The organism is Sphingomonas sp. DG1-23, assembly GCF_030730875.1.
Classification (GTDB): domain Bacteria; phylum Pseudomonadota; class Alphaproteobacteria; order Sphingomonadales; family Sphingomonadaceae; genus Sphingomonas.
Window position 1 is genome coordinate 1 of record NZ_JAVAMA010000015.1, and the last position, 23,504, is coordinate 23,504.

The window sequence follows — 23,504 nt, forward strand, 5'->3', positions numbered from 1 at the left end:
GTCGGACTTCAACGGCACCAACCTGTTGAAGGCCTCGGGCGGCACCGTGACTGCTCTGCAGTCGCTGAAGGACTCGGACACCAGCTCGGCAACGACCTGGCAGCCCGATTCGCTCAGCGTCGCGAACCAGGGCCTCCAGCTCGGTGGTTCGGTCGTGACGGTTGCGGCCAGCGGCAACATCAGCAGCCAGGCTTCGGCCCAGACGATGATCGACACGCTGACCACGACCCAGGCGAACCTGAAGACCAGCCTGAGCACGCTCGGCGCGGCATCGCGCAAGATCGACGCTCAGTCGACCTTCACCAGCAAGCTCTCCGACACCATCGAGAGCGGCATCGGCAACCTCGTCGACGCCGATCTCGCCAAGGAATCGGCCCGCTTGCAGGCGCTGCAGGTCAAGCAGCAGCTCGGTGTGCAGGCTCTGTCGATCGCCAACCAGGCGCCGCAGACCATCACGTCGCTGTTCCGTTAAGGCTAGCTTTTTCCCTGGAAGCTACCTGACGACAGAGAGAGGCCGGGACGGCAACGTCCCGGCCTCTTTTTCGTGCGCGCCGCTTGCGCCGCACGCAACGAAATCCCTGCAACTCCGCCGCCGCAATGGTTGACCCATCTATAATGATGGCAAGGAGATAGTCGCTTGTTCCCACGTATCCGTGAAATCACCGACGCATTCGGCGGCAAGCTGCGCGTGAGCGTCGAGGAGCATCCCTCGGGCGCACTCGTCGTGCTGGAGCGGCCCGACATGAGCGGCCAGCCGCGCATCCTGCTCGACGGATACGGCACCGACGTGCTCGCGGGCTATATCATGTCGGCGCGGCTCGCGGTGCCGCACGGGCTTCCCGAGGAACATATCGACGGCCTGTTCGGCACCCGCTTCGAACTGGGGCTGGAGCCGCGTGCGGCGCTCGAGCTGAGCCAGCAAGGCAATGCCCGGCTCGAGATTCCCGCGCCCTTCTGGGACCGGCTCTACGCCGAATTGTGTCTCGTTGCGGCACATGCGCGCGAACTCGCGCGTCGCGCCGAGGCACGCGTGCACTAAGAGATCATCGGGATGTCACCGATACCGGTAACTATACGTATCGGGCATCCCCGGACTACGGCCCGGCGCTTTGCTGATGCATTGGGCGGGGCACAGAGAATAAAGGGTCTTACGCATGAACCTTCACGACATCGGCCACGTTTCCGAGACCGCCGGCAAGGCCTTCACGGTGACGCTGACGTTGAACGTGGAGGATGCGCGTGCGCTGTGGAGCGCCGCCGCGGACAAGGCGCTGCAGGCCGGCATGACCCTGTCGGACGTGCTCGACACGATCGGGCCGCGCGAAGATCCCGCGATCGCCGATTGCCTCGCGATGCTGACCGCGCCAAGCGCGATCGCGGGCTGCGTGCTCGATGATTTCGATGTGTCCGCCGCCGCGTCGGCCGAGCCGGTCCAGCTCCCCCGGGGCGCCGGTCGGCCGGTACTGATGTCCGTCGCCGGCTGAGCCTCGGCTCGCCATTCCGATCCAGTTTCGGTTTCAGCGCGTGGGGCGCAAACGGAAGAGCCAGGCGGGTCGCTGACCAGCCTGGCTCTTGTCGTTTCGGGCCACGGAGGAAGGGCGGCCCTCAAAGGGAGAGAAGAGACGAGCGGGTCGCAGAGGGGATCGGAACGCCCACCCGTCTCTCTACATTCATTATAGGCCGGACGAGGGCCGGGAGTCGCCGCGCAAGGCCGGGAGATTCCCGCTAGGTATTTGTGCGGAAGCAATAATTCGTGGGGGCAAAAAGAAAGCGCCGGAGCGAGAGATCGCTCCGGCGCCGAAATTGCCGGGATGCGCCGGCTCAGCCGATGCGCAGCAGATCCGCGGTCGAGACCTTGTGCCCGTTGATGGTGAGCTGGACGACACCGTTCGACAGCTCGACGTCGCTGACCTTGCCGAAGGAATGCGCGGTCGCGGCGACCTTGGTGCCCGAGGCGTCCTTGCCTTCGAGCTCGAGCGTGTAGAGGCCCGGATCGACCTTCTTGCCGTTGCTGGTCGTGCCGTCCCAGGTGAAGGCACCCGCGGCGCCCGTGGCATCGATCGGCAACGTGTCGATGATCTTGCCCTTCTCGTCCTTGATCGTCGCGGTCATCGAGGCGACGTCGCGGCTCGACGACCAGGTCCATTGCGCCGGCGTGGTGGCGCTGAGACCCGAAACGGCCGAATTGGTCTCGACCTGTGCGCCGATCATCGCCGAAGCCTGCATCAGGTTCTGGGTGCCGAACGCCGCGAGCAGCGACTTGAGTGTCGAGGTCTGCTCGATCGACTGCTCGACCTGCGAATATTGCACCAGCTGCTGGGTATATTGCGCGGTGTCCATCGGATCGAGCGGGTCCTGATTTTGCATCTGCGTGGTCAGCAGCTTCAGGAACATGTCGAAATCGGCGTTGAGCTTGGACGATGCCGCGGTGGTCTTCGCGTCGGTCGTCGCATTGGTGGTGTTGACGGTGGTCATGGCGTTTCCTCAGGCGAGAAGGTCGACCTGCCCGTCGCTGCGGATCGGGCGGTAAATGGGTTCGGCGGTGCCGGCATCGTCGTCGGACGAGGCGAACTGGCCGCGGTTCGAGTGCGGATTCTGCTGCTGGGCCTGCTGGCCGCCGCCGTCACCGCCGCGATTCTCGAAACGGAAGCTCTGCGCATCGGTGCGGACGCCGGCCTGATCGAGCGTGCGGGCGAGATCGGGTGTGTCCTGGCGGAGCAGCTCCATCGCCTGCGCGCTTTCGGTGCGCACGGTCGCCTGCAGGCTGCCCTTGTCGTCGAACGCCAGCGTCACTTCGATCCGGCCCAGTTCGATCGGATTGAGGCGGATGCGCAGCGTTTCCTCACCAAGCTCGACCTTTCGCGCGATCTCGACGCCGAGCGAATGGCCGAGATGGCCGGCACGGGCTTCGACCACCGGCTCGGCCGGGGCGGCGGGAGCGGCAGGGGCCGTAACGCGCGCGGTGTCGACTGCGTTCGGATTGTGCGCGTGCTGCGGCAGGATCGGCGCAGCGGCGTTCGTACTCGCGGCGGTCGCGAGAATGGCTTCGGGCTGCGGCTGGCCATCGGGATTTGACTCCGATCCGGCGGACTCGGCCCTGGCCGCGACGGCGCGCGCGAAATCGGCAGTGCCGGTGCCGGGCGCGGATTGCGCCGCATCCTGCGCCGACGCGGGCTGCGCGGCGGCCTTGCCGACCTTCGACCCCACGGATCCGCCGGGCGCATTCGCGGTTTCACGCGGCGCGGACTGCTGCAGCGAAGCCTGCTGCGGTACGGGTTGCTGCGTGACGATCGGCTGCGGCATCGGGTTGATCGCGAGCATTTCGGCCGGGATCGCAGGCGGCGCATCGTTGGACGGCACAGGATCCGTCTTGGCCGCTACGGCTGTGGCGCGCGGACCCTTTTGCGGCTTCGACGGCGCATTCCCCGCGGGCTCTGCAAGTTCTGCGGTCTCAGCCGGCGCGGCGGTCGTCGGCGCGTCGGGCATGGCATCGCCCGCAGGTTGCGGAACCGCGCCGGCCTGTGGCGGAACGGTGGAAGCCGCCGGAGCCGCAGCAACCGCTGCTGCAGTTTCGGGCTTCGCGGCGGGCCGAGCCACGGCGGGAGCGGCGGGGGCGGCGGCTTCGACCGCCGGCACGACCGGAGCTGCGGCAGGCGCGATTTCGGGCTCGATCGCGAGCGGCGGCGCAGCGGGGGTGGGGATTTCGGGCGCTGCCGCCGGAGCGGCATCAACCGCGACCCCGACCGGGAGAGGTTGTTCGTTCGTCGCTATGGGCTTGGCAGCCACCGGCATCGGATCGGTGCCGGGCAGCTTCGCTGCGGTCGCCATCAGCTCGGAGAGCGAGGTCGGCTGCTGGAGACCGGGCAATATGCCCGGTGGCGCCTTGGCGATGGCCGGCGCCGCGAGCTGGGCCTGTTCGAGCAGCGTCCGGGCCAACTTCGGGTCAACATGCGCGGGCAGGGTGGGCGAGGCCTTGAGGGGCATCAATTGCGGTGCGGCGGCGCCTTCGATGGCGATCCCGAGCGCGTCGGCAAAGCCGAGGCCGGTGCCGCCGATTGCCGACGCGGATTGCATCCCCGCGCCAAGCGGAAAGCCGAAGGGGTTGATCTGCATCCGGTCGCCTCTTGCCCGGCCTCAAAGGGCCGCTTTGTCATTATAGGATGATTGTTGCGCGAACGGTCTCAACCGATCGTGCCGAGCGCCCGAATGCGCGCGCGCGCGTGGATCTCGTTCTGCGAGAGCACCACCGTCGCCGGACGCACGCGCTCGATGATCGAGCGGACGAACGGACGGATCGACGGGCTGCAGAGCAAACAGGGGATCTCGCCGTCCTGCGCCAGCCGGTCATAGGTCTCGCGCACCGAGTGGATGAACTTCTGCAGCGACGACGGCGCCATCGCCAGCTGGCGATCGTCGCCCTGGCCGAGGATCGATTCGGCGAACGCCTGGTCCCATTCGGACGAGAGCGTCACCACCGGGATCGCCTCGCCGCGGACCTGCGACGCACTGATCTGGCGCGCGAGACGGCCGCGGACATGCTCGGTCATCTGGGTGAGGTTGGCGGTCAGCGGCGCGGCCTCGGCGATGCCTTCGAGGATCGTCGGGATGTCGCGGATCGAGATGCCCTCCGACAGCAAATTCTGCAGGATGCGCTGGACGCTCGAGATCGAGACCTTCGAGGGGACGATGTCGGCGACGAGCTTCTCGGCATCCTTGTGGACTTCGGTGAGCAGCTTCTGCGTCTCGGTGTACGACAGCAGATCGGCGATGTTGTCCTTGACCAATTCGGTCAGATGGGTGGTGATGATCGTGCCGCAATCGACCACGGTCAGCCCGCGGAAGCCGGCTTCGTCGCGCAGTTCGCGATCGATCCACAGCGCGGGGAGGCCGAACACCGGCTCCTTGGTCACTTCGCCGGGCATGCCGACCGGACCGCCGCCCGGATTGATCAGCAACAGCTTTTCGAGCTTGATCTCGCCGCGCGCCGCTTCGGTCTCCTTGATCGTGATGACATATTCATTGGCCTTGAGGCCCATATTGTCGATGATGCGGACCGAGGGGAGGACGAAGCCGAAATCGGTCGCCATCTGGCGGCGCAGCGCGCGGACCTGATCGTCGAGGCGCGGCTCGCGCTGATCGTCGTTGATCATCGGCAGCAGCGCATAGCCGATCTCGATGCGCACGGCGTCGAGCGCGAGCGTCTGCGAGATGGGCTGCTCGATTACGGCCTCCCGCGCCTGTTCCTGCGCCGCCACGGCACGTTCGAGTGCCGATTTGGCCTGGGCAGTCTTGCTCATCTTCCACGCGGCATAGCCGGCGGCGGCGGCGAAGCAGGCGAAGGGCAGGAAGGGCAGGCCCGGCATCAGCGCCAGCGCGCCCATCAGGAACGCGACCATGCCGAACGCCTTGGGATAGCGGCCGAGCTGTTCGCCCAGCGTGGCGCCGGTCTTGCCCTTGATGCCGCCCTTCGAGACGAGCAGGCCTGCGGCGATCGAGATGATCAGCGCCGGGATCTGGCTGACCAGACCCTCGCCGGCGGTGAGCACGGTATAGGTGTGGAACGCTTCGCCGATCGGCACGCCGTGCGAGACGACGCCGATGGTGAGACCGACGATGATGTTGACCGCGGTGATCAGCAAAGCGGCGATCGCGTCGCCCTTCACGAACTTCGAGGCACCGTCCATCGAGCCGTAGAAGCCGCTCTCGGCCTCGATCTCGGCGCGACGCTCGCGTGCCTGCTCTTCGGTGATCATGCCGGCCGAGAGATCGGCGTCGATCGCCATCTGCTTGCCGGGCATCGCGTCGAGGCTGAAGCGCGCCGCGACTTCGGCGATGCGGCCCGCGCCCTTGGTGATCACCACGAAGTTGATGACGATCAGGATCATGAAGATCGTGAGGCCGATGATGACCTCGCCGCCCATCAGGAACTCGCCGAACGCGCCGATCACCCCGCCGGCGGCGTGCGCGCCTTCATGGCCGTGAGTGAGGATCAGGCGGGTCGAGGCGAGGTTGAGGCCTAGCCGCAGCATCGTCGCTACCAGCAGGATCGTCGGGAAGGCGCTCAGTTCCAGCGGCTTCTCGATGAACAAGGCGGTCATCAGGATCATCACGGCGATCGTGATCGACAGCGCCAGCCCGAGATCGAGCAGCCAGCCCGGAACCGGCAGGATGAGCATGCCGATGATCGCGATGACCGCGCCCGCGAGGGCGAGATCGCGATTCAAGCCGATGCGATTCAGGAGATTGACGACTGCGGGAGGCATTTGACGGACCCTGTAATTGGCGGCAGCTGACGCCCCTCCCTGCGGTCAGAGGAGGGGATCGGTAAATGCCGGGAAGTTACGGCGCGGGAGCGACCGCGATGCCGGCTTCGATGAACGTGCGCAGCTTGTTGCGCATCGTGCGGACCGAGATGCCGAGGATGCCCGACGCCGAGGTCCGGTTGCCGTGGCAGCGGGTCAGCGTTTGCAGGATCAGCTCGCGCTCGACTTCTTCCACCGTGCGGCCGACGAGGCTCTCGATCTGCAGCCCACCGGGCTCGGCGAGCTCGAGGTCCAGCAGACGGGTGCCGTCGGAACGGACGAGGTCGTCTGGTTCGATCTCCGGACCCTGTGCGAGCAGGACGGCGCGGTGGATGCAGTCCTCCAGCTCGCGAATGTTGCCAGGCCACGCGTAACGCGAGAGCAGCACCAGAGTCGCCTCGCTGAACGGGCGAGCGGGAACGCCGTCGGCTTCGGCGAGGCGTTCGGCGAAGTGCAAGGCGAGCTGGGCCAGATCGCCGCCGCGGGCGCGGAGCGGCGGAACCTCGACGCGGACGAGGCCGAGGCGGACGAGCAGATCGGCGCGGAAGCTGCCGGCATGGACCGCGGCTTCGAGATCCATGCCGGTCGAGGCGATCAGCCGTGCGCGGAAGGGCACCACTTCGTCGCCGCCGATGCGGGTGAAGCGCTGTTCCTGGAGCGCCGAGAGCAAGCGCGCCTGGGTGGCGGGGGCGAGGCTGCCGACTTCGCGCAGGAAGATCGTGCCATTGCCGGCCTTTTCGAGCCGACCGATGCGGCGGGCGACTGCGCCCGGGAACGCGCCGGCTTCATGCCCGAACAGTTCGGATTCGAGGACGTCGGCGCCGACGCCGGCGCATTCGACGACGTGGAGCGGGTTGATACGGCCCGATGCCTCGTGAATCGCACGCGCCATGACTTCCTTGCCGCTACCCTTCTCGCCGGTGACGAGAACCGGAGCGGCAGTGGGCGCCACGGCAGTCGCAAGCGAGAATGCGCGGGCGAGGGCAGGGTGATCGCCGATACGGACCGGGGCCTTGCGCTCGATCACCGAGGCGATCGCCGCGGCGATCAGCTCGCGCTGCGGGGGCAGCGGAACATAGTCGCGGGCACCGGCGCGGATCGCCGCCACGGCGCGCTCGGCCGAAGCCTGGATGCCGCAGGCGAGCACTGGGATGGTGAAGCGTTCGGCACGGATGCTCGCCATGAAGCCGGCAATGTCGGCGTCGACGTCGATCATCACCATGTCGCCGCCGCCTTCGCGGAGCAGATCGAGAGCCTGGTCCGGCGTGTCGGCCATCGCCACTGCGGCGCCGGCGTCGCGGGCCAGTTCGGCTGCGCGCCGGAACTCGCCGCCGGGCGCTCCGACCAGAATCATGCGGATGGAGTTCGGCATCAACGGTCCTGACGAACGATTTCGGTGAGCGTCACGCCGAGCGCATTGTCGATCAGCACGACTTCGCCGCGCGCGATCAGGCGATCGTTGACGAAGATGTCGACCGGCTCGCCGACGCGGCGGTCGAGTTCGACCACGGTGCCCGAAGTCAGATGGAGCAACTCGCCGACCGGCATGCGGGCGCGGCCAAGCACGGCCTGGACCTTGACCGGTACGTCATGGACGGCCTCGAGGCCTTCGGAGCCGGCGACGGCATGGTCGCCGGTGGGGAACGGTTCGAAGTCTTCGAACACGGGGCCGCTCGCTTCGTCGGTGTCGGCGGGGATGATGTCGTGGGGTTCGGTAGCCATCATGATTTCCTTACGAGTTCATCCACTGGCGGATCACCGAGGCCGCTTCGGGCGGGCTCGCATGGATCGCATCGCCAATGCGCTTGAGGGCGGAGAGCTTGATGCGCCCGTCGACCTGGGCGAGCGCGATCTCCTGATCGAGCAGCGGCTGGTCGCTGTTCAGTGCCTCGAGCTTCTGCATTGCTTCTTCGTCGCCGTCGGCGGCGCGCTCGGCGAGCGCGAGCATCTCGGGCGACTGGGGGGTGAGCGCGGTCTCGCCGGCAGGGCCTTCGAGCGCAGCCATTGCGGGCTGCGGCATGATTCTGGGCTTGATCATCCGGAGCGCGATCAGGCCGACCACGCCGATGATCACGATCTGCAGCAGGCCCCAGATCCGGTCCATCGGCAGGCTGGAGAGGATGCCGGCTTCCTTGTCGGCGAGGCTGTCGTCGTTGGCGAAGCGCATGCTCTCGACGACCACGCTGTCTCCGCGCTCCGAGTCCATGCCCACCGCGTTCTCGACGAGGCGCTGGATGCGCTGCATCTGCGGCTGGGGCAGGCCTTTCTCGCCGCCATCGACCATCACCGCGACGGTGAGGCGCGTAACCTTGCCGGGACCGCGCAGCGTGACCGTCTTGGTCGAGCTGTTGTCATAGGTGGTGTCTTCGGAATTCTGGTTGCTGCGCGACTGGCGGCCGCTGCCCGGGGCGCCCGGGGCCTGACCCTGCGCTTCGGGAAGCTGATTGCCGACCGTCGCGGTCTGCGGACCGGCGTCCTGTTCGCTGTTCTGCTCGCCATTCTCGACGCTGACCTGACGCGAGATCACCTGCTTGTCGGGATCGAAGACATTGGCTTCCTCGCGGGTCTGATCGCGATCGATCTGCGCGGAAACCTCGGCGCGGACCTTGCCCTGGCCGACGATCGGCTCGAGCAGCGCCTCGACTTCCTCGCGAAGCTTGGCCTCGACTGCCTGCTGGCGCTCGTCGGCGTCGGCGCCGCCGACCGAACCGGCTTCTCCGGCGCGGGCGAGCAGGGCGCCGGTCTGGTCGACCACCGAGACCGCCTCGGGCGAGAGCTCGGGGACCGAAGAGGAGACGAGATAGCGGATCGAGGCGATCTGCTCGGACGAGAGGCGGCCCTTGGTCTTGACGGTCACCGCCGCGGTGGCCTTGCGGCTCTCGGCGGCGAACATCGCGCGCTCGGGCATGACGATGTGGACGCGCGCGGCGCTGACGTTCTGGATGGTCTGGATCGACTTGGAGAGCTCGCCTTCGACGGCGCGATTCTCGTTCATCTTGGCGCGCGAAGCGGAGACGCCGAAGGGCTGCTCCTCGTCGAGCACTTCATAGCCGATCTTGCCGCCGAGCTTCTCGCCGGCCATCGACATGCGCAGCTCGGCGAGCTTGTCTTGCGGCGCCATGATCGAGCTGCCGTCGGCCGAGAGCGTGTACTCGACATTGGCTGCCTTGAGCTTCTCGGTGATCGTCGCCGCGGCGGACGGATCGAGATCGGTGTACAGATAGCCCATCTGGGGATCGGAGCCGCGCGTCGCGACGAAGGCGAGGGCGGCGAGCAGCGCGAGCGCCACTCCTCCCATCAGCATCAGTCGCTTCGGGCCAAGCTGCCCGGCAAAATTCTTGATCGCTTCCAAGACCGCCCCGTGATGTGGCCAGGGGCAGGAGCGCCCCTCTCCTTGCTTTATAGGAGGGTGGCGGGCGGCAGATTGTGCCGGGTGGGAATTTTTTGCCTAGTGGCGCGTGCGGGAGCGCCGGAATCAAATTCCCCTCCCGCTCGCGGGAGGGGTCAGGGGAGGGTGTGTGCTGGCCGCACGCACTTCCTTCGCAATTTCTGACCCTCCCCCGGCCCCTCCCGCAAGCGGGAGCGCAGAGGGAGAGGAATTGGTCAGTTCGCGCCGGCGGGCGAGGGGAGCAACGTCTCGAGTTCTTCGATCACTGCCTGCCGCCGTGCGCTGGCGTCCAGCGCGAGGCCGCCTTGCTCCCAGCCGATCAGCGCGTCGCCGATCGCGACGGTCACGTCGCCGATCACGTTGAGGTTGAGCTTGCGGCGGTCCTTCGACTGGCGCTCGGCGATGCGCGCCTCGATCGCCTCGATCAGATCGGGGTTGACCCGGATCTCGAGCTCGGTGCCACGGGCGACCTGGCTCAGCGCGCGGCCGATCGCGGCGTCGATCGTCTCGGCCGGCGCGGTCTCGATCGCGCGGCCGGCGATCATGTCGGCCGCGGCAAGGGCGATCTCGGCGGCTTCGCCGGTGACGCGCTTCGACACGTCCTCGAAACGATCGTCGAGCGCCTCGATCCCCGCATGAAGCGCGTCGACCGCGCTCAGCAACGCAACGTCGCGTTCGGCGCGGGCCTGGACCAATCCGGCCTCGAAGCCCTCGGCGCGGGCAAGGTTCAATTGCGCGTCCACGTCAGAGCGCAGCAAGGCGAGTTCGGCGCGGAGCGCCGAGATCTCGAGCAGCATGTCGCCGGTCGGGATGGTCGCGCTCTCGCTCGCCGGGGTCGAGAAGATGCGGTCGAAGGCGAAGCGTTCGACGTTCTGAAAGCCCATATTCACCTCAGATGATCATCGCATCGTCGGACTTGGGATCGACGAGCAGGATCTCGCCGCGATCGGCGAGGTTCTTGGCCAGCCGGACGAGCGAGGACTGTGCCTCTTCGCAATCGCGTGCGCGGATCGGGCCCATCGCCGCCATGTCCTCGCGCATCAACTTGGCCGCGCGCTCGGTCATCGCGCCGAAGAACAGCTGCTTGAGCTGATCCGGGGCGCCCTTGAGCGCCAGCGCCATCTCGCGCTTGTCGGCGTTGCGGACGATTACCGCGATCGCTGCCGGCAGCAGGTTGGCTAGATCCTCGAAGGTGAACATGAGCGCGCGGATGCGCTCGGCGCTTTCGGGCGCCTTGTTGTCGAGCGCGGTGAGCATCGCTTCCTCGGTCGAGCGATCGAGCGAGTTGAACAATTCGGCCATCGCCTCGTGCGGGTCGCGCTTCTGCGAGCGCGACAGGTTGGTCATGAACTCGCTCTTCAGCGTCAGCTCGACCTGGTTGATCACGTCCTTCTGGACGGTTTCCATGCGCAGCATGCGCATCACCACGTCGACCGAGAATTCGCGCGGCAGCTCGGCGATCACGCGTGCGGCGTGATCGGGGCGCAGCTTGGACAGGATGACCGCCACGGTCTGCGGATATTCGTGCTTAAGCGCGCCGGCGAGCACGGTCTCGCTGACGTTGGAGAGCTTGTCCCACATTGTGCGGCCCGAAGGACCACGAATGTCCTCCATGATCTCCTTGACCTTGTCGCCGGGCAGGATGTCGCCGAGCAGCCGCTCGGTGGTCTCGTAGCTGCCGTGGAGCGAGGCCATCGAGGCGACTTCGCCGGTGAACTGGATCAGCAGATGCTCGACGACCTGCGAGGGCACGCGGCCCAGACCGGCGATCGTCGAGGAAAGCTCCTTGATCTCGTCGGTGGTGAGCTGCTCCCAGATCGGGCCGCCATGCTGCTTGCCCAGCGCCAGCATCAACGCGGCCGCGCGCTGCGGCCCGCTGTACTTCTTCAGTTCGACCGGCTCGGCAATCGGCGCCATCAAGCTCATTCTGGACCCCTCGCAGAAAATTCGGATGCGGACGCAAGGAAGCGTTCACTCTTCCTATTATAGGAGCATGGGGGAAAGGTTCGGTTCCGATGACGGTTAATTTATCTGGTAGTCTGATGGGGTTGGGCCTGTTGACCGGAGACTCCTCGGTCTTCTCGACGGCCTTCGCTGCGATCCCGTTCGACAGCAAGGCCGTCCGCGTCGCCAAGGCGCAGTTCACTCTCGCGGAGACCACGCCGCCGTGGAAGGAAGCCGCCAGCACCGCCTCCGCCTCGGCCCAGCTCATTTCGATCCTCGCCTCGAAGACCGTCGTCGACAAGACGAGCAGCAGCATCGCGCTGCTGCCCGACGACATCAAGACGAGCTTCACGGCGTACAAGGCGCTGGACAAGCTCCGCGTCCTCGCCGAGGCCGCCACCGTCAAGACCGCGACCAGCGCCCAGCGCGCGCAATATGAAAAGGCCTTCGCCAAGGGGCTGACCGACCTGCAGACCTATCTAACCACCGCGCCGTCGGACAAGGTCAACCTCGCTTTCGGCAAGCCGAGCTCGACCGCGCAATCGAGCGCGCTCGCTGCCACCCACACCTACGAGACCAAGGGCGACGGGCTGGTCAAGCTCCGCTCGGATCCGGTTCCCAACCTCACCGGCCAGGAACAGTTCAGCATCCAGGTCAGCCGTGGCGGGCTCAACGAGACCTTCACCGTCGATCTGTCGCAAGGCACCCAGCCGCCGACGCTCGACTCGCTGGTGTCGCAGTTCAACAGCGCGATCAGCGCGACGCCCGCGCTCAAGACCGACGGCACCCCGGTGACCGATGCCGACGGCAATGCCGTCTCGCGCTGGTCGGCACGCTTCAAGCCGGTCTATGCCGACGGCAAATGGGGACTCAAGCTCGACACGCCCGACGGCATGGAGCAGGTGGCGCTCGACCAGGTCGGCGCCAAGGATTCGCTGGTGGTGGCGACCGGCCAGACCGCGCTCGACGCGCCCACCGCGACCCAGGTCTTCCGCCTCAACGATCCCACCGGCACCAACACGCGCGTCACCATGGGGACGATCGCGGCGCTCGACCGCGACGCGACCACGCAGAACACGTTGGCCGGCAAGACCACCACCGTCACCACCACGTCCACCGACATGGACGGCAAGATCAAGACCAGCACGACCAAGACCAGCAACGTCTACGCCAAGACCGATGCCGCGGCGATGGTCACCGACGCGCAGGGCTATAGCTATGTCGTCGGCACCACCGCGGGCGATCTCGGTGCGAACCAGTCGGACGGCGACGACAATCTGTTCCTCACCAAGATGGACAGCAGCGGCACCGTCGTATGGCAGCGCAGCCTCGGCGCCAGCGGCTCCTCGACCGGCGCCGCGGTGTCGCTCGGAGCCGATGGCAGCATCGTCGTCGCGGGCACCGTCACCGGCAGCTTCAATGGCGTGACCTCGGCCGACGCCAACATGGTCGTCGCCAAATATGCCGCCAATGGCGACGAGAAATTCTCGACCGTGGTGCATTCGACCGGCACCGATGTGACCAAGGCCGTGACGGTCGGCGCCGACGGCTCGGTTTTCGTCGCCGGACGCTCGGCCTCGAACAAGGGCGATGCCTTCGTCGCGCGGATCGACTCGACGGGCAAGATCGCCGACCGGCGGACGATCGACAGCGGCGGCACCGATCAGATCAACGCGCTGGCTGTGGATGGCGACGGCAATCTGCTCGCGGTGATGAGCCAGGACGGCAATGCCTCGGTCCGCAAGCTCAGCGGCGCCGCGCTCGCCACCGATCTCGGCAGCGTGGATCTCGGCACCGCCGACGTCCGCGCGATCGCCATAGCCGCCGACGGTACCATCGCAGTCGGCGGCGCGACCAGCGCGACGCTCACCGGCAGCCAGGTCAATGCGAAGAGCGCGGACCGCGACGGCTTTGTCGCGCGGATCGATGCCGGCCTGTCGGGCGCCAGCGTGACCTATCTGGGTTCCGCTGCCGACGATCAGGTCGACAGCATCGCCTTTCTCGGCAACGATCTCTATGCCGGCGGCCGCACCACCGGCGATCTCGCCGCGCCCCGCCGCGGGCCGACCGACGGCTTCGTCGCGCGGATCGACACCGCCACGGGCGCGATCGAGAACACTACCCAGTTCGGCCAGGCATTGTTGCGCACCGAACCGGTCCGGGTCTCCGGCGATGCCGGCGGCGGCAATTCGATCGCCGCGCTGGGCTTCAGCCGCGGCACGATCAATCCGGCGGTGTCGGAGAAGCTGACCACCCAGACGACGATGCGCGCCGGCGACTTCTTCTCGATCAAGGCTGATAATGGCGCGGTGCGCAAGGTCACCATCGAGGCGGGCGATACGCTCAAGACGATCGCCACCCGGATGCAGGGGATGCTCGGCGCCTCCAAGGGCACGGTCACCGCGACGGTCGTGGACGGCGTCCAGAAGCTGAGCATCACGATGAAGCCCGGACACGAGCTCGAGCTCATTCCCGGCGGCACCGACACCGACGCGCTCGCCAAGCTCGGCATCGAGCCGCAGCGGATCGCGACGCAGGCGGCATTGTCGAGCAGCGCGCCCAAGGTCCGGCCCGGCGGCAATTTCGGCATGGACCTCAGCGACGCGCTGAGCCTGTCGACGCTCGACAACGCCAAGGTCGCGATGAAGAAGATCGAGGAAGCGATCTCGATGACGCAGACCGCCTATCGCTCGCTTTATTGGGACGCCGGCAAGGCCACGATGGTCGACGGCGTCAAGAACACCGCCACCGGCACCCAATCCACCGCGCGCGAGAGCGCGCAGCTCGCAAATTATCAGGCAGCGCTGAACCGATTGAATTCGGGCGCCTCCTCCACTCTGGGATTCTGATCGTCATGAACACTCCCCCGATCCTCGACGGCCTGCGTACCCGGATGCAGAATCTGTCCGAGCGCCAGCGCGTCGTCGCGCAGAACATCGCGAACAGCGAGACGCCGGGCTACAAGGCGCGCGAAGTCTCGGAGCCGAGCTTCGCGGCTCTGGTCGGCGGCAGCGGCATGATCGCCGCACCGCGGGTGCAGCTGACCGACCGGATGAAGAGCCTCGGCGCGATCCAGCCGATCGGCGCCGGGGTGATCCTCGACAAGGACGTCACCGAGACCAAGCCCGACGGCAACAATGTCACGCTCGAAGACCAGTTGCTCAAGATGGGCGCGATCCAGGCCGACTTCCAGGCGATGACCGGCCTGTACCGCAAGCAGATGTCGATGCTGAAGACCGCGGTGGGCGGCCGCGGCTGATAATCGCGCGCGTTCGTCTGCGACTCGCCGAAATAGGATTTGACCCGTCCAATTGCACGGTTTTCACGTAAATCGTGAAATGCCGTTGCGCGTCTGCGCAAGATTATTACCAAAGTACGCGAAGCGATCTCGACGATTCAAAGAGCCGGGACCGAAGATGGCATGGCAAATCCTATTTTGCCATCGGCGCGCGGACGATCGGGACGCGGGCCGCCCAAGGGCGCTTGCGCCGAAAATGATGGCCGCGCATTGATGTCCGATGCTTTTGTCGCTGACGCTCTACGGATTGATTTTCAGCTTTCAGGAGGCGGGACGCCAAACGGTCGTTCCCGTTGTCAATCCGCGCACTCGTGCGCCTGATCCCCCGCCGCCGACAGAATTCCCGACCGAGAAGCAGGTGCGCGACGGCGAGGCGCTAGCGATCGCCATGCCGCCTCGAGCGGAGGACGATTGGCAACTTCAGATGCCGACCATCGAAATAGCCGATTTTCGCTGCGCCCCGTCCGCCGGCGTGTACGTGGTGTGCGCGTACAGGTTCCGGGCCCGGCGCGGGCGTGAGAGCGCCTTCGGACCCTGGATCGCCAGAAAGCGGGTGGCAAGGCCGAGTGAAGGACGGTGGATGCTCATCGATTCCGAAAGGGCTTGCGCCGACGCGAGCGCCGCGCAGCCTCCAGACTATTGCTTCCCCGTGAACGGCATTCCGCGCTGAGTTTCGGGCAGCCCGGGCGCTACCCGGGATTCCCGAGCATGCGTCACTCAAACGGAAGGCCGGCTTGCCGTCTGGCCCATGTTTTGTCAGCTAGCCGACAAGACTTGATGCGCTAGATGCGCCTTTGTCGACTCCCGATATTCAGATAGGGTCGTGCCGAGCGCGTGCGCTTCGTAGATCTGTGGTAGATGTCGTGGGGAGTGGTATATGCGGTTTGCCTTGGCCGTGGCGATGTTCGCAAGCGCTTTACTGTTTGGCCCTCCCGCTGGCGCTTCGGGTGAGGTCCACGCCAGAATCGGCAGAATATTGTCGTATAACGGCCATACGGGCTTACTGATTGTACTGTCGTCGCCGCACCAGAATTTCGACGGCTGCGTGTCAGCCAACTATTATATATTCCCTGACAACGCACCTCGTGCCGCTATTGTACAGTCGATGCTGATATCGGCACAGATGACTGGCAGGGTAGTGGAAGTAGCGGTGGACGGCTGCTACGAAGGTTTCCCCAAAATTGTGCACGTGGCCGTGGTGTCCTAACTCCGGGTTTGCGGTGCAGGACCGCGTCGTCCAACATCCCCCGGCGCGGCTATTCGCTGGCCGGCTGCGGTCCGGGTGCCGCGGCATCGAGGTGCCAGCCGCGATTGTCCTTGATCATCGGCTTGCCGCAGCCTGTGCAATAGCTGCGCACGACGGCCCCGTCGTGCCGGGCGCGATGCCTGTCGCGCTGATGCAGTCCGAACATGCAACGCGTGAGCTGCAAGAGGTTCATACGCAATCTCCGGAACCCGCAAAGGGCTCCGAAGCCGGGTATACACCCTGCGAAGGAATTCGCCTAGCCGCGGCGGTGCGACGCTTCGCCGCACCGCGCCGCCGAGCGCGACTAGAGGCGTGCGTTGACCGAGATCGGGGCAGGGGCATCCATGCCGCCCAGTCCGCCGCACGCACCATAAGTGGTGCTGCGCGTGCCGGTCAGGCGCTGCGCCTCGGCGGCGATCGCCCCCATCATATCGACCGAAAGCTCGATCTGGCGCGACAGGATCTGCTGGTTGATCGCCGAGGCGTCGCGCAGGTTGCGGCTGGCGTCGGAGAGCTGGAGCCGGCTTTCCTCGTCGAGCTTCTCGGCCCAATCGGCATTCTCGCGCTTCAGCCGGGCGAAATCGGCCTCGATGCGGCCGGTGAGGCGGAGCTTCGCCGCGGAAATCTCACCCAGTTCGGGCAGATAGGCCTTGCGGGCGAGCTTTTCGCTTTCCTCTTCCATGAGGGCCGTGAGCGACACCATCGCGTCGATGAGCTGAGCGGTCATTATTGTCCCTGCTGAAGCTTGAGGATCGAATCGAGCACCATCGGGGCGAGGCCGACGCCGCCGCGATTGGCCATCTCGGTGCCGAGTTTCTCGGCGAGCACGCCTTTGAACATCTCTTCGCCGGCGCCGCCATTGACTTCGCCCTTCTCGACGCTCTCGAGCATGATCTTGGTCATCTGACCGAGGAACATGCCCTCGAAATCCTTGGCGGTCTGGGCGTTCTTGACGTCGACCTTGCGGAGCGGGGTGGCCGCCGAGGCGGTTGTGGCGTTGAGTTCGTTCATTACTGGACCTCGATCTCGGCCTGGAGCGCGCCGGCGCTCTTCACTGCCTGAAGGATGGTGATCAGGTCGCGCGGGGACACGCCGAGCGTGTTGAGACCGCTGACCAGCGACTGGAGCGAGGCGCCGTTGACCAGGGCGAGGCTGGCGCCGTTGCCGTCGTCGACCTGCACCTGGGTGCGCGGGACGACGGTGGTCTCGCCGTTCGACAGCGGCGCGGGCTGGGAGACCTGCGGGCGTTCGGAAACGGTGATGGTCAGGCCGCCTTGCGCGATCGCGACGGGGGTGATCCGGACGTCGTTGTTCATCACGACCGTGCCCGAGGCTTCGTTGATGACGATGCGCGCCGGCTGATCGACCTTGACCTCGAGATCGCCGATGCGGGTGACGAGATCGATGACGTTGCCGACGAAATTGGCGGCGGGCTGAACCTGCACCGTGCCGGGATCGAGCACCTGCGCGCTGCCGGGATATTTGGCGTTGATCACCCCGGCGATGCGATCGGCGGTGGCGAAGTCGGGATTCTTGAGGGCGAGCTTGAGGCTCGTCGCCGACTGGAGCGAATAAGGGACTTCGCGCTCGACGATCGCGCCGCCGGCGATGCGGGCAGAGGTGGTCACGCCGCGGCTGACGCTCGCGGCGGCGCCCTGGCCTTTGAAGCCGGACACGGCGACCGGGCCCTGGCCGACGGCGTAGATCTCCCCGTCGAGCGCGCGCAGCGACGAGGCGATCAGCGTGCCGCCCTGGAGGCTGGTAGCGTCGCCGAGCGCGGAGACCTGGACGTCGATCCGCGAGCCTGCGCGCGAGAAAGGCGGCATGGTCGCGGTGATCGAGACCGCCGCGACATTCTGGGTGCGCATATTGGTGCCACGGATGTTGACGCCCATGCGCTCGAGCATCGCCTGCATCGATTCCTCGGTGAACGGCGCGTTGCGCATGCGATCGCCGGTGCCGGCGAGGCCGACGACGAGGCCGTAGCCGACGAGCTGGTTCTCGCGAACATTCTCGACGTCGACAATATCCTTGATCCGTGTCTGCGCCAGTGCCTGCGGGCTGGCGACCAGCGCCAGCAGCGGCAACAGGAGCGAAGCGGCGATCCTCTGCATAAACCCTCTGCGAAAATGGAAAATCCGCGATAATTTTCTTATAGAGGATAGGTGGCCAATGCGGGCCGAGAGGACCTGATTTCGTGCGGATCGACAACCTGACGCCGCTGATGGCACGCAGCCTGCTGGCCGCGCTGCCCAAGGCTGCGCCCGGCTTCGCGGTCGCCGACGCCGAGACCGCCGCCGCACGGCCCACGCCGATGCAGGGCGCGGGGACCAATCAGCCGGTCCCCTCGGTAGCGATGCTGGTGACGCTGGCCGCCGCTGATCCCGCGATCGAGCGACGGCGCAAGGAGGCGAAGGACGCCGAGCGCGGCCTCGACGCGCTCGACCGGCTCCACAAGGAGCTGGCGACGGGCACGCCGAGCGTCGAGCGGCTGCGCGAGATCGTCGAATGGTCGGAGAATTTCGAGGCTTCGGACAATCCGGTGCTTGCCGGGATCCTGTCGGACATCGAACTGCGCGTGCGCGTCGAGCTGGCGAAGGTCGACGTATCGGCGTGATTTCAGCTTATTCCCCTTCCTGAAAGGGAGGGGTTAGGGGTGGGTGCGAGCATAGCGAGCCTCGCTCGCTCACCGCTGGGCGCGCCCCTGCGGGCCGCGCACCCACCCCCGGCCCCTCCCTTTCAGGGAGGGGAGTTTGTCTCCCGCCTAGCCCACCAGATCGAAGCGGTCGGCGTCCATCACCTTGGTCCACGCGCGGACGAAATCGCGCACGAACTTCTCCCCCGCATCGTCCGAGGCATAGACTTCCGCGATCGCGCGGAGCTGCGAGTTCGAGCCGAACACCAGATCGGTGCGCGACGCGGTCCATTTCTCCGCGTCCGACGCGCGGTCGGTGCCGACGAACTCCTCGTCGCTCGCGTCGGATACCTGTTTCCACGCGGTGCCCATGTCGAGGATGTTTACGAAAAAGTCGTTGGTCAACTGGCCGAGCCGATCGGTGAACTGGCCGTGCTTGCCCGCTTTGGCATGGCCGGCGCCGAGCACGCGCAGGCCTCCGACCAGCACCGTCATCTCGGGTGCCGACAGGTTGAGCAATTGCGCGCGATCGACCAGCAATTCCTCGGTCGCCACGTTGAACCGCACGCCGAGGAAATTGCGGAAGCCGTCCGCTTTGGGCTCCAGCGGGGCGAAGCTGTCGACATCGGTCCATTCCTGGGTGGCGTCGCCGCGGCCCGAGGTGAACGGCACGGCCACGTCATGGCCGGCGGCCTTCGCCGCCTGCTCGACGCCGAGATTGCCGCCGAGCACGATCAGATCGGCGATGCTGACGGTGCCGCCGAACCCGGCCTTGATGTCCTCATAGACGGCTAGCACCTTGGCGAGCTCGGCGGGTTCGTTGGCTTCCCAATCCTTTTGCGGGGCGAGGCGGATGCGCGCGCCGTTGGCGCCGCCGCGCTTGTCCGAATTGCGGAAGGTCGAGGCCGAGGCCCAGGCGGTCTTGACCAATTGCTGGACGGTGAGGCCGGAAGCGGCGATCTTGTCCTTGAGCGCGGCGACGTCGCCATCGCTCAGCGGGGTGCCGGCGGGGATCGGATCCTGCCAGATCAAATCCTCCTGCGGCGCCTCGGGGCCGAGATAGCGGGTCTTCGGGCCCATGTCGCGATGGGTGAGCTTGAACCAGGCGCGGGCGAAGGCATCGGCGAAATAGGCCGGATCGGCGCGGAACTTCTCGAGGATCGCGCGATAATCGCCATCGTCCTTGAATGCCTTGTCGGCGGTGGTCATCATCGTCGGGACCTTCTTGCCCGGCGTGTGCGCGGCGGGGGCGAGAGTCTCTTCGGGATTGCCGACCGGCTGCCATTGCTTGGCGCCCGCCGGGCTCTTCACCAGCTCATATTCATGATCGAGCAGCATGTCGAAATAGGTCATGTCCCATTTGGTCGGCGTCGGAGTCCATGCGCCTTCGATGCCGGAGGTGATCGTGTGATCGCCCATGCCGCTCTCGTGGGTCGAGGCCCAGCCGAGGCCCATCTGGGCGATGTCGGCGCCCTCGGGCTCGCGCCCGACTTTCGAGGCGTCGCCCGCGCCATGCGCCTTGCCGAAGGTATGGCCGCCGGCGGTGAGCGCCGCGGTCTCCTCGTCGTTCATCGCCATGTTGGCGAAGGTCCGGCGCAGGTCGCGCGCCGAACCCTTGGTGTCGGGCTTGCCGCCGGGACCCTCGGGATTGACGTAGATCAGGCCCATCTGGATCGCGGCGAGCGGCTCCTCGAGCGCCATGCCGGCCTCGTCGTCGATCCGGGTCTTGTTGTCGGCATGGCCGACCCAATTCTCCTCGGTGCCCCAATAGATGTCGCGCTCGGGCTCGAAAATGTCCTCGCGGCCGCCGGAGAAGCCGAAGGTCGGCCCGCCCATCGATTCGATCGCGACGTTGCCGGTGAGGATGAACAGATCCGCCCAGCTGATCGCCGCGCCGTATTTCTTCTTGATCGGCCAGAGCAGGCGGCGGGCCTTGTCGAGGTTGCCGTTGTCCGGCCACGAATTGAGCGGGGCGAAGCGCTGCGACCCAGAGGAGGAGCCGCCGCGGCCGTCGCCGGTGCGATAGGTGCCGGCCGAGTGCCACGCCATGCGGATGAAGAACGGGCCGTAATGCCCGTAATCGGCCGGCCACCAAGGCTGGCTGTCGGTCATCAGCGCGGTGAGGTCGGCCTTGAGCGCCTGATAATCGATCTGCGCGAACGCCGCGCGATAGTCGAAATCGGGATCGTGCGGATCGGGCGAGGTGCCGTTCTGGGTGAGGATCTCGAGGCTGAGCTGCTCGGGCCACCAATCGCGATTGGTGCGGCCGAGCAAGCGGCGGAGCGCGGCAGGTTCCTTCTGCGGGTCGCTGAGCGGGCTGCCGGTCGTAGGTGCGTCCATGGCTCGAATCCTTCCTGAGAGTTGCAGGAAGGGTAGGGCGGCACGACGAACGGCAAAAACGATTAAAACCGCTCACCGCAAGCGCGAAAATCGATGACGCAGTGCAGCAGACGAGAGAGACCGTATTCCTCCCTCGCGAAGCGGGGGAGGTGGCGCCGAAGGCGACGGAGGGGGCGCCTCCGCAGGCGATGCGCCCGTGGCCACGCCCCCTCCGTCAGCTTCGCTGCCACCTCCCCCGCTACGCGAGGGAGGATAAAGTTACTACCGCCGGGTCTTGGCGATCTTCATGACATAGCTGATCACTTCGGCGACCGCGGCATAATGCTCGACGGGGATCGGGTGATCGATCTCGGCCGAGGCATAGAGCGCGCGGGCTAGGGGGCGGTTCTCGACCATCGGGATATTGTGCTCACCGGCGATCTCGCGGATCTTGAGCGCGACATTGTCGACGCCCTTGGCGACCACCACCGGCGCATTCATCGCGCCGTGATCATATTGCAGTGCGATAGCGTAATGCGTCGGGTTGGTGATCACCACGCTCGCCTTGGGGACATTGGCCATCATCCGGCCCTTGGCGCGCTGCATCTGGAGCTGGCGGATCTTGCCCTTGATCTTGGGGTCGCCCTCGCTCTGCTTATACTCGTCCTTGATCTCCTGCTTGGTCATCCGCATCTTCTTGAGGAAGGCGAAGCGCTGCCAGGCGAAGTCGAACATCGCCAGCGCGCCGACCAGCAGGGCGATCGGGAACAGCATCGCATAGACGATGTCGTTCGCCGCCGCGCCCATCGAGACCAGATCGGCGCCGACCAGCCGGTCGATCGTCGCGGCATGCGGCCAGGCGATCCACGCGCCGATGCCGACGACGAGACACAGCTTGGCGAGCGTCTTGAGGAATTCGATCAAGGATTGCTTGCTGAAGGTTCGCATGAATCCGCTGACCGGATTGAGCTTCGACCATTTGGGCTTGATCCGGCTCGCCGACAGCATTGGCCGGCCTTGCAGGAAGCCGCCGAGCAGGGCGAAGGCGAACAGCGCGCCGAGGATCGGCAACAGCGAACTGGCGATCGCGCCGAACAGGCCGGTGGCGAAATCCTGCGCGCCGGCCGGCTCCATGCGGAAGTCCTCGGCGCTGCCCCACAAGCGGACGAACAGCGATCCCATCAGCTGCATCGTCCAGGTGCCGAGCCCGCCCATCACGACGAGCGCCGCGACGAACATCGCGGCATGCTTCATCTCGGGCGCCATCGGCACTTCGCCGCGTTCGCGGGCGTCCTCGAGCTTCTTGTCTGTCGGGGATTCTGTCTTGTCTTCCTGGTCCGTATCGCCCGACATCACCAGCCTCCCTGCATCGCGTCGCCCATCTGGGTGGCGAAGACGGTGAGCATGGTGCCGGCAGTGGCGGCGAACAGGCTGAGCCCGAGCAGCAGATTGAGCGGCTGGGCGATGAAGAAGACCTGGATCGCCGGCGCGATGCGCGCCGAGAGGCCGAGCGCGACGTTGAACACGATGCCGTAGACGATCAACGGCGCGGCGAGGCTGATGCCGAGCGTCATCGAGCGGCCGACCGCGGCGATGGCGAGCTGGGCGAAGTCCTGCATCGGGGGCAGACCGCCGATCGGGAAGCTCTGATAGCTATGGATGATCGCGCCGAGCCAGAGATGATGGACCTGCATGCCCATGCACACCAGAGCCGCGGCCACGCCGACGAACTTGGAGAGCATCGGCGCCTGGCTCGCCTGCATCGGATCGAAGATCACCGCGGAGGACAGGCCGACCTGCATGCTGACGATCGAGCCTGCCATCGAAATCGCGAAGAACAGGATCTTGACGATCATGCCCATTGCGAGCCCGGTCATCAGTTCGGTGACGATGACCGCGGGAAGCATCGCGCCGCCCTGAAGCGCGACGCGCGCGGGCTCGCCGAGCGCGCCGTAGAGCGCCGCCGACATCGCGAAGGCGATCATCAGCCGGATCCGGCCGGGGATCGAATCCTCGCCGAACACCGGCAGCAGCATCAGCACCGCGCCCACCCGCGCGAACACGATGAAGAAGGCCGAGACCGTCAGTTCGAGATCGGGCGGCAGGATCATCCGGTGATGATCAGATCGCTGATCTTGGACATGAAGCCCGACAATGCCTGCCCCATGGTGGGCAGCATCAGCAGGAACACCACGCCCATCGCGAGCAGCTTGGGAACGAAGGTGAGCGTGGTCTCCTGGATCTGGGTCAGCGCCTGGAGCAGGCCGATGACGGTGCCGACGATCAGCGAGGTCAGCAGCAGCGGGCCCACCACGGTGAGCACGAGCAGCAGCGACGCTTCGACCAGCTGGATGACCTCACTCGGCGTCATC

23 protein-coding genes are annotated in these 23,504 nt (G+C 66.4%); 7 read left to right on the forward strand and 16 right to left on the reverse strand.

Translation table 11 applies throughout. The annotated features are described in order from the left end of the window. The 3 genes from Q9Q95_RS19785 to Q9Q95_RS19795 all read left to right on the forward strand — a co-directional run. A partial coding sequence (locus Q9Q95_RS19785; RefSeq protein WP_306098883.1) for a flagellin occupies window positions 1-472 on the forward strand: 472 nt, incomplete at its 5' end. A gap of 165 nt (window positions 473-637) precedes the next feature. Then, window positions 638-1,039: a hypothetical protein gene (locus tag Q9Q95_RS19790; RefSeq protein WP_306098884.1), complete on the forward strand. Its 402-nt coding sequence runs from the start codon at window positions 638-640 to the stop codon at window positions 1,037-1,039. A gap of 115 nt (window positions 1,040-1,154) precedes the next feature. Then, window positions 1,155-1,484, forward strand: coding sequence for a hypothetical protein (locus Q9Q95_RS19795; RefSeq protein WP_306098885.1), 330 nt, complete (start codon window positions 1,155-1,157; stop codon window positions 1,482-1,484). Window positions 1,485-1,821: 337 nt separating this feature from the next. Here the strand turns inward: Q9Q95_RS19795 and Q9Q95_RS19800 are convergent, their stop codons facing one another. From Q9Q95_RS19800 to Q9Q95_RS19835, 8 genes are all read right to left on the reverse strand, one after another. Beyond that, a complete protein-coding gene (locus Q9Q95_RS19800) occupies window positions 1,822-2,475 on the reverse strand; it encodes a flagellar hook assembly protein FlgD (protein ID WP_306098886.1) in 654 nt (217 codons plus the stop codon). Window positions 2,476-2,484: 9 nt separating this feature from the next. Further along, entirely contained in the window at window positions 2,485-4,113 is a 1,629-nt protein-coding gene (locus Q9Q95_RS19805; protein ID WP_306098887.1) for a flagellar hook-length control protein FliK, read from the reverse strand. Between the two features lie 68 nt (window positions 4,114-4,181). After that, a complete protein-coding gene (flhA, locus tag Q9Q95_RS19810) occupies window positions 4,182-6,263 on the reverse strand; it encodes a flagellar biosynthesis protein FlhA (RefSeq protein ID WP_306098888.1) in 2,082 nt (693 codons plus the stop codon). Window positions 6,264-6,339: 76 nt separating this feature from the next. Beyond that, window positions 6,340-7,674 (reverse strand): sigma-54 dependent transcriptional regulator, encoded by a 1,335-nt coding sequence (locus Q9Q95_RS19815; RefSeq protein ID WP_306098889.1) that lies wholly within the window; start codon window positions 7,672-7,674, stop codon window positions 6,340-6,342. Then, complete coding sequence (gene fliN, locus Q9Q95_RS19820) at window positions 7,674-8,024, reverse strand: flagellar motor switch protein FliN (protein ID WP_306098890.1); 351 nt, start codon at window positions 8,022-8,024, stop codon at window positions 7,674-7,676. Before fliN ends, Q9Q95_RS19815 begins: the two co-directional genes overlap by 1 nt. A 10-nt stretch (window positions 8,025-8,034) precedes the next feature. Further along, on the reverse strand, window positions 8,035-9,654 hold the full coding sequence (fliF, locus tag Q9Q95_RS19825) for a flagellar basal-body MS-ring/collar protein FliF (protein ID WP_371876816.1): 1,620 nt from the start codon (window positions 9,652-9,654) through the stop codon (window positions 8,035-8,037). Between the two features lie 251 nt (window positions 9,655-9,905). Then, window positions 9,906-10,574 (reverse strand): FliH/SctL family protein, encoded by a 669-nt coding sequence (locus Q9Q95_RS19830; RefSeq protein WP_306098891.1) that lies wholly within the window; start codon window positions 10,572-10,574, stop codon window positions 9,906-9,908. Between the two features lie 7 nt (window positions 10,575-10,581). Beyond that, the gene (locus tag Q9Q95_RS19835) at window positions 10,582-11,616 is read right to left on the reverse strand and encodes a flagellar motor switch protein FliG (protein ID WP_306098892.1); all 1,035 of its coding nucleotides are present in this window, start codon (window positions 11,614-11,616) and stop codon (window positions 10,582-10,584) included. 131 nt (window positions 11,617-11,747) lie between these two features. Between Q9Q95_RS19835 and Q9Q95_RS19840 the strand changes: the two genes are divergently transcribed. The 3 genes from Q9Q95_RS19840 (at window position 11,748) to Q9Q95_RS19850 (ending at window position 15,602) form a co-directional block, all read left to right on the forward strand. Beyond that, the gene (locus Q9Q95_RS19840) at window positions 11,748-14,483 is read left to right on the forward strand and encodes a hypothetical protein (RefSeq protein WP_371876817.1); all 2,736 of its coding nucleotides are present in this window, start codon (window positions 11,748-11,750) and stop codon (window positions 14,481-14,483) included. Between the two features lie 5 nt (window positions 14,484-14,488). Next, window positions 14,489-14,893: a flagellar basal body protein gene (locus tag Q9Q95_RS19845; RefSeq protein WP_306098894.1), complete on the forward strand. Its 405-nt coding sequence runs from the start codon at window positions 14,489-14,491 to the stop codon at window positions 14,891-14,893. Window positions 14,894-15,152: 259 nt separating this feature from the next. Continuing rightward, the gene (locus tag Q9Q95_RS19850) at window positions 15,153-15,602 is read left to right on the forward strand and encodes a hypothetical protein (protein WP_306098895.1); all 450 of its coding nucleotides are present in this window, start codon (window positions 15,153-15,155) and stop codon (window positions 15,600-15,602) included. A gap of 586 nt (window positions 15,603-16,188) precedes the next feature. Here the strand turns inward: Q9Q95_RS19850 and Q9Q95_RS19855 are convergent. From Q9Q95_RS19855 to Q9Q95_RS19870, 4 genes are all read right to left on the reverse strand, one after another. Then, window positions 16,189-16,371: a hypothetical protein gene (locus Q9Q95_RS19855; protein WP_306098896.1), complete on the reverse strand. Its 183-nt coding sequence runs from the start codon at window positions 16,369-16,371 to the stop codon at window positions 16,189-16,191. 111 nt (window positions 16,372-16,482) lie between these two features. Next, on the reverse strand, window positions 16,483-16,905 hold the full coding sequence (locus Q9Q95_RS19860) for a flagellar protein FlgN (protein WP_306098897.1): 423 nt from the start codon (window positions 16,903-16,905) through the stop codon (window positions 16,483-16,485). Next, a complete protein-coding gene (locus tag Q9Q95_RS19865; protein WP_306098898.1) occupies window positions 16,905-17,189 on the reverse strand; it encodes a rod-binding protein in 285 nt (94 codons plus the stop codon). The genes Q9Q95_RS19860 and Q9Q95_RS19865 overlap by 1 nt, the downstream gene beginning before the upstream one ends. Beyond that, entirely contained in the window at window positions 17,189-18,292 is a 1,104-nt protein-coding gene (locus Q9Q95_RS19870; protein ID WP_306098899.1) for a flagellar basal body P-ring protein FlgI, read from the reverse strand. The genes Q9Q95_RS19865 and Q9Q95_RS19870 overlap by 1 nt, the downstream gene beginning before the upstream one ends. A gap of 83 nt (window positions 18,293-18,375) precedes the next feature. On the opposite strand from Q9Q95_RS19870, the gene Q9Q95_RS19875 reads away from it, so the two are divergent. After that, window positions 18,376-18,795 (forward strand): flagellar assembly protein FliX, encoded by a 420-nt coding sequence (locus tag Q9Q95_RS19875; protein WP_306098900.1) that lies wholly within the window; start codon window positions 18,376-18,378, stop codon window positions 18,793-18,795. A 147-nt stretch (window positions 18,796-18,942) separates the two neighbouring features. Here the strand turns inward: Q9Q95_RS19875 and katG are convergent, their stop codons facing one another. From katG to Q9Q95_RS19895, 4 genes are all read right to left on the reverse strand, one after another. Further along, window positions 18,943-21,153, reverse strand: a complete 2,211-nt coding sequence (gene katG, locus Q9Q95_RS19880) for a catalase/peroxidase HPI (RefSeq protein ID WP_306098901.1) — start codon at window positions 21,151-21,153, stop codon at window positions 18,943-18,945. A 261-nt stretch (window positions 21,154-21,414) separates the two neighbouring features. Further along, window positions 21,415-22,485 (reverse strand): flagellar biosynthesis protein FlhB, encoded by a 1,071-nt coding sequence (flhB, locus tag Q9Q95_RS19885; protein WP_306098902.1) that lies wholly within the window; start codon window positions 22,483-22,485, stop codon window positions 21,415-21,417. Continuing rightward, window positions 22,485-23,243 carry a flagellar biosynthetic protein FliR gene (gene fliR / locus Q9Q95_RS19890; RefSeq protein ID WP_306098903.1) on the reverse strand — a complete coding sequence of 253 codons (759 nt, stop codon included), beginning with the start codon at window positions 23,241-23,243 and terminating at the stop codon, window positions 22,485-22,487. Before fliR ends, flhB begins: the two co-directional genes overlap by 1 nt. After that, window positions 23,240-23,503: a flagellar biosynthetic protein FliQ gene (locus Q9Q95_RS19895; RefSeq protein ID WP_306098904.1), complete on the reverse strand. Its 264-nt coding sequence runs from the start codon at window positions 23,501-23,503 to the stop codon at window positions 23,240-23,242. The genes fliR and Q9Q95_RS19895 overlap by 4 nt, the downstream gene beginning before the upstream one ends. Window position 23,504: the final 1 nt, after the last annotated feature.

Excerpts from the sequence above, each read along its gene's own strand:
- flhB (WP_306098902.1), bottom strand. The coding sequence starts at position 22,485 with ATGTCGGGCGATACGGACCAGGAAGACAAGACAGAATCCCCGACAGAC.
- katG (WP_306098901.1), bottom strand. The coding sequence starts at position 21,153 with ATGGACGCACCTACGACCGGCAGCCCGCTCAGCGACCCGCAGAAGGAA.
- Q9Q95_RS19855 (WP_306098896.1), bottom strand. The coding sequence starts at position 16,371 with ATGAACCTCTTGCAGCTCACGCGTTGCATGTTCGGACTGCATCAGCGC.
- flhA (WP_306098888.1), bottom strand. The coding sequence starts at position 6,263 with ATGCCTCCCGCAGTCGTCAATCTCCTGAATCGCATCGGCTTGAATCGC.
- Q9Q95_RS19795 (WP_306098885.1), top strand. The coding sequence starts at position 1,155 with ATGAACCTTCACGACATCGGCCACGTTTCCGAGACCGCCGGCAAGGCC.
- Q9Q95_RS19845 (WP_306098894.1), top strand. The coding sequence starts at position 14,489 with ATGAACACTCCCCCGATCCTCGACGGCCTGCGTACCCGGATGCAGAAT.
- fliN (WP_306098890.1), bottom strand. The coding sequence starts at position 8,024 with ATGGCTACCGAACCCCACGACATCATCCCCGCCGACACCGACGAAGCG.
- Q9Q95_RS19850 (WP_306098895.1), top strand. The coding sequence starts at position 15,153 with ATGCTTTTGTCGCTGACGCTCTACGGATTGATTTTCAGCTTTCAGGAG.
- Q9Q95_RS19870 (WP_306098899.1), bottom strand. The coding sequence starts at position 18,292 with ATGCAGAGGATCGCCGCTTCGCTCCTGTTGCCGCTGCTGGCGCTGGTC.
- Q9Q95_RS19860 (WP_306098897.1), bottom strand. The coding sequence starts at position 16,905 with ATGACCGCTCAGCTCATCGACGCGATGGTGTCGCTCACGGCCCTCATG.
- Q9Q95_RS19830 (WP_306098891.1), bottom strand. The coding sequence starts at position 10,574 with ATGGGCTTTCAGAACGTCGAACGCTTCGCCTTCGACCGCATCTTCTCG.
- Q9Q95_RS19800 (WP_306098886.1), bottom strand. The coding sequence starts at position 2,475 with ATGACCACCGTCAACACCACCAATGCGACGACCGACGCGAAGACCACC.
- Q9Q95_RS19865 (WP_306098898.1), bottom strand. The coding sequence starts at position 17,189 with ATGAACGAACTCAACGCCACAACCGCCTCGGCGGCCACCCCGCTCCGC.
- Q9Q95_RS19815 (WP_306098889.1), bottom strand. The coding sequence starts at position 7,674 with ATGCCGAACTCCATCCGCATGATTCTGGTCGGAGCGCCCGGCGGCGAG.
- Q9Q95_RS19895 (WP_306098904.1), bottom strand. The coding sequence starts at position 23,503 with ATGACGCCGAGTGAGGTCATCCAGCTGGTCGAAGCGTCGCTGCTGCTC.
- Q9Q95_RS19805 (WP_306098887.1), bottom strand. The coding sequence starts at position 4,113 with ATGCAGATCAACCCCTTCGGCTTTCCGCTTGGCGCGGGGATGCAATCC.
- Q9Q95_RS19835 (WP_306098892.1), bottom strand. The coding sequence starts at position 11,616 with ATGAGCTTGATGGCGCCGATTGCCGAGCCGGTCGAACTGAAGAAGTAC.
- fliR (WP_306098903.1), bottom strand. The coding sequence starts at position 23,243 with ATGATCCTGCCGCCCGATCTCGAACTGACGGTCTCGGCCTTCTTCATC.